General features: G+C 34.4%; 5 protein-coding genes. All 5 read right to left on the bottom strand.

The genetic code is table 11. From position 1 onward, the window contains the following. Window positions 1-55 precede the first annotated feature (55 nt). A complete protein-coding gene (locus ADJ83_RS02110) occupies window positions 56-736 on the bottom strand; it encodes a YdeI/OmpD-associated family protein (RefSeq protein ID WP_031540459.1) in 681 nt (226 codons plus the stop codon). A gap of 2 nt (window positions 737-738) precedes the next feature. Continuing rightward, window positions 739-1,512 (bottom strand): MurR/RpiR family transcriptional regulator, encoded by a 774-nt coding sequence (locus tag ADJ83_RS02105; protein WP_031540460.1) that lies wholly within the window; start codon window positions 1,510-1,512, stop codon window positions 739-741. Window positions 1,513-1,617: 105 nt separating this feature from the next. Then, window positions 1,618-2,943, bottom strand: a complete 1,326-nt coding sequence (locus tag ADJ83_RS02100; protein ID WP_031540461.1) for a 6-phospho-alpha-glucosidase — start codon at window positions 2,941-2,943, stop codon at window positions 1,618-1,620. Window positions 2,944-2,955: 12 nt separating this feature from the next. Further along, window positions 2,956-4,557, bottom strand: a complete 1,602-nt coding sequence (locus ADJ83_RS02095) for an alpha-glucoside-specific PTS transporter subunit IIBC (RefSeq protein WP_031540462.1) — start codon at window positions 4,555-4,557, stop codon at window positions 2,956-2,958. Window positions 4,558-4,746: 189 nt separating this feature from the next. Further along, complete coding sequence (locus ADJ83_RS02090; RefSeq protein WP_031540463.1) at window positions 4,747-5,196, bottom strand: hypothetical protein; 450 nt, start codon at window positions 5,194-5,196, stop codon at window positions 4,747-4,749. Window positions 5,197-5,296: the final 100 nt, after the last annotated feature.

Genomic DNA, 5,296 nt, shown 5'->3' with positions numbered 1-5,296 from the left:
TGTTCGTCTTTAAAGATTGGTTATTTAGTTTTGTCCCAGCCTCTAAAAAAAATGCTTATTTTTCTCTTCCATACCCTCTTTTATAAATATCCCTACTTTTATAACCAGACTGAAGAATTATCCTCATTTCCGCTTTCCTTTTTTCTCTCGTTCCTTCTTGCTTTGCACTATATACATACCGCGCCCAGTCCTTGCGATACCCTGGTGTTAGGGATTGGTAGAAGGATAATAGCTCCGGCGAATCTGTTAAATCCTTTTCAATATCTGGTATTTTTTCTATGTAATCATCTACACGCTGGCTCGCTTTTGAGGAAACTGCTACTTTCTTCTTTTTTTCTTCCTCTTTTAAACCAATTACAGTAAATACATCATCTAATCCAACCATTCGCGCAAATTTTATCGTACTTTCCCCGACGTACCCTTCTGAATCTGTATTTAATCCCGAGAATAGTTCATCCCGATGAATATATGTTGAGTAGACTATATTCCCTTTCTTTGGATACGCTAAAAAAATATAGCCTTTCTTATTTAAAGATTCTTTTCGAATAATCGTATCAACCATTTCTCGCATCTCAATCATATCTAGTACAAATCCAAATATAGCATCATATTTAGATAGTAGCTCATCATCATACTCATCCAATCCTAAAAAATAATCAGTTTCTTTTGGATTATTAAGAATCGCCATTTTTTTATATTTTTTTAAATTTAATTTTTCGACAATCGTTTTTGCCAATGTTAATCACCTCCTATAATTCTTCTATTTTTCTTTCTAATGGTATATTCTAAATAGCCTCTATAAATGGAATCAATAACTGTAAATAATCCAAGCAATGATCTATGTTCAATACCAAAATGCTTACCTAACTCAAATGATTCATAATAAATATTATATGTAGATAATGTTGCTAGATGATTGTTATGAAAGGAAGTGATGGACAGTGTAGGAATGGATTTTACGGACAACTGTCTTAATTGAGCTATTATATTCTTAACATCTCCACTTAAAGATATAACAATTACTAGATCTGTTGGCTTCATTTTGTCTAGAAGAAAATCAAACTCTGTTTCTGCAGGGATAATGTACATTTTTTTATTATTAGAAATAAATTGACGCGACATTTCTTCCAATGCATTTCTTTGTCCCCAGCCACTTGCAAACCCATATATCGTATCTGCATTACTAATCTGTTCATAAATTACTTCTGTATGTATATTTTTGTATATCTTTCTCGTCGTTTCTATTTCTTTTATTTGCATCGTATAATAATCTAGATTTGTGTCCAGTTGTTTAGGCTCATTTTTCAAAAAGTACTTAAACTCACTATAACCGCTAAAGCCTATTTTTTGGGTCATTCTTAGAATAGAAGACTTGGAAATATTGCATGTATCGGATAACTCTAAAATGCTCATATTCTTACATTCTTCTATATGATTGAGAACATAGTTTATGAGATATAAATCATTTTCAGATAAAGCATCATAATATTTATTCATTAAGTCTTTCAGCATCACCAAATTCCTCCCTTATTATCATTATAAGGGATAAGTGTTTGTGGAGAAAATATTTCTAAAAATAGAAGAAAAAAGGGTACTAAACACCCTTTTTTCTATTCCTTAATGAAGTTCTGGCCAATACTCTTTATTTACCTCTATTAAATCATCTAATATCTGTTTAGCGACTCTAGCATTTGGAACAGTTCTAGATAAGGTAATTGCTTGCCAAAGTTTTTGGTAAGATTGCTCTTCCCAAGCTTCCACTACCAATTTTTCTACAGCTACTTGTTGCTCCATTAACCCTTTTTGGAATCGTGGAATAGTTCCTTGCACTAATGGTTCAGGACCATTTACTCCCACAATACATGGTACCTCTACCATTGCAGTCGGATCAAAATTTTGGATTGCTCCATTATTTTCGACAATTAAAAGCATTCTTTCTTGGGTATCATATGCTATTGCACGGGCTAAATCTACAATATAGGAAGCGTGTTCATCTATTTCTAACTCCGAGCCCTCTGTGGCACCTAAATCTGCAATTCTATTACATTGAGAGAATATAAATTTCTCTCTTCCATCCATAACCTGATTTGCTCTCGTATAGTTAGGATCCGTGTGCGCTACCTCGTCTTGAGGATAGAAATAGTATTTTAAATACGTATTCGGTAAGGTATCTGGATCAACTGCATATACATCCTTCGCTTTTCTAAAAGTAGACTGCCAGCTTTCATCGGCATGTTGGCCTTCATTTTTTGCTAAGTCATAACCATATTCTTGTACATGCTCTTTTAATTTTGGCATTAAATCATTTCCATCTTTATCACGAATATCTGTCCACCAGCCAAAATGATTCAGACCATAATAGCGAATCGTCATATCCTTTCTAGATGGGAGACCTACTATTTTTGCCATCAGATTTTCAATTCCTATTGGCATATCGCAAATATTAAGTATCTTTGAATTAGGTCGCAATTTTCTAGTAGCTTCTGCAACAATAGCAGCTGGGTTTGAATAATTTAACATCCATGCATTAGGTGAATATTTTTCCATATAATCTAATATTTCTAATACGCCTCCAATCGATCTCATTCCATAGGCAATACCTCCAGGACCACATGTTTCTTGACCTACTACCCCATATCTTAATGGTATCTTTTCATCCTTTTCTCTCATTGCGTACTTTCCTACACGAATATGGGCCATTACAAAGTCAATGTCAGTAAAAGCTTCTTCTGGTTCTGTTGTAGCTAAAAAATTAATTTCAGGATCTTTTTCTTTAATGATTACTGCGCACGCATCTGCCACTTGCTGTTGACGTTCTTTATCATTATCGTAAAATTTAATTTGTCTTATCGGAAACTTATCTAAGTTTTCTAAAAGCATTAATATTATTCCTGGCGTAAAAGTACTACCTCCACCTGCTACTGTAATTGAAAATTTATTCATAGATAATCTCTCCTATTCTTCATTTTTTAATTTTTCGAACTCTTCTCTTACTTGCGGAACGGATAAACCTACAATAATTTGAATTCCTTTATTATTCCTAACAACTCCGTGAGCACCACCTTCTCTAAAGGCACTATCGGGCATAACGAGAGTTGGATCTTTTACACTAATTCTTAATCTTGTTGCGCAATTATTTATTGTTTCGATATTTTCTGTACCACCTAATGCATGAAGAAATATCTCCGCTTTTTCTCTATAACTGTTCTCCACAACAGTTGCTGCAACCTCATCTTTTTTATCTCTGCCTTTTTGTTTTTCTTGATAATCTTTCTTTCTATATAGTTTAACCTCCTTCTCATCCGTCTCTCTTCCAGGTGTAGCAAAGTTAAACTTCAAGATAAGAAAACGGAAAACGAAAAAGTATATACCGGTAAAAATTAACCCAATTACAATTTGAGTTACATAAACATCCCAATGATTACCGAATAATGGAATCCAGTTTTTAGACATTATTTCAATCAAACCGCCACCCATATCTCCTACTACTCCGAACGTATATAGCACTGCTGACAAAGTAGCCGCTAGTACAGCGTGAACAGCAAATAATACAGGTGCAACAAATAAGAAAGTGAATTCTAGCGGTTCTGTAATCCCTGCTAGTACAGCGGTTAAGGTTGCTGGGATTAGAAGAGCTGCTACTTTCTTCCTTTTTTCTTTTTTTGCTGTGAAATAAATTGCTAATGCAATACCTGGCGCCGCAAACATCTTGGAGTTTCCATATAATCCAAAGCCACCAGCTGGGAACAAAGTTTTTAGTGATTCCGTACTTTGTGCAAAGTCCCCAAGATTACCCATCCAATATTTAACGATCCCGTCTTCTACAACAGCTGGACCAAACATAAATGGTGTATAAATAAAGTGATGCAACCCTGTTGGGATTAAAGCCCTTTCAAAAAGATGATAAAACCATACACCTAATGTTCCTGAACTAGCTAAAAATCCTTGAAGAGAACCGATTCCAGATTGAATAATCGGCCATATCCATGCTACAACAACTGCGATAGGTATCATTATAAAGTAACCTAAAATGACAATGTACGTAGATCCCTGGAATATCCCAAGCCATTCGGGTAACTTCTTTTCAAAATAACTATTATGAAGCCAGACCGTTATGCTAGAAATTAGTATTGCTCCGATAATTCCTGTATCCAATGTTTTTATGCCAGCAATTAGCTTCATTCCACTAGTACTGCCAACTTCTTGAGTAAAGTCAACACCGAATGTTGGTCCAAAGAATTCTAATATGCCTGATAGAAAATAATTAAAAGTAAGATAAACAACAACTGCTTCCATTACTGCTCTTGCATTAGCTGTTTTAGCTAATCCAAGTGCAATGCCGATTACAAAAAGCAATTCCATCTGATTAAATACTGTCCATGCGCCATTTTCCAAAATAGTTAAAATACTATTCCACGTGGTACCTTCATCTGCTATACTACCGACAATTTGAGGATTATTTAACATAATAGTAATGGCAAGAACAATACCTGAAAATGCAAATAATAGTACTGGTGTAAACATCGCTCCACCAAATCGTTGAAGCTTTTGCATCATATGAATCCCTCCTCTTTAATTATTAACTTCTACCTCTATTTAATCATCGTATGAAAGCTGTTTCAATAACACCGGACCATTTAGGTAAACGCTGTCATTTATAGATAAACGTCCCAACTAACGGGAAAATTCCCACAACAAAAGAAAAATAGTCTATTTAAATAGTAATAGAAAGAAACAACTGAAGAATCATTCCGCACTATCCGAGCTTACTTTCCAATGACCAATTGCAAAAATAATAGTACCTATTCCTAACCATATAGAATGTCCCCAAATAGCTGATACGAAAAAAATACAGCAAGGCAAAATTGCCAATGGAATAGGAACAAACAGAAAAGACTTTGTAAGAAAGCTGTAGTCTCGGTCATTCTTTACATACATAATCCAAAGAAGATAATACAAGAGGAGAAAAAGAAAGGATAAAATCAACCACTCGTCTATTACTTTTACCGAATTAGTAGTAGATAATAGAAATAGACAGCCTATTTGTCCTACCCTTTCCATAAAAGGAAAGATAAGAAGGGTGCTTCTCGTTTTAGAAGGTATATTTTTCGGTGGAAAAAAAATAATAAACAGGATATTCGGTAAAAGTAATCCAATAGCAATAACCAAACCAATAGGAGACAAGGAAAAAGACATATCTAATCCTCCTTTTTTGTAGGAACAACTTGACTTTATTATCCTTGTTTTTCCTCTCTTACACAATGAAAAAGGGAAGGGGTCTTTTTCTCTAAGCGGC

It is taken from the genome of Bacillus sp. 522_BSPC, from assembly GCF_001076885.1.
GTDB lineage: Bacteria > Bacillota > Bacilli > Bacillales > Cytobacillaceae > Niallia > Niallia hominis.
This window is presented reverse-complemented; position numbering and strand designations above follow the sequence as displayed.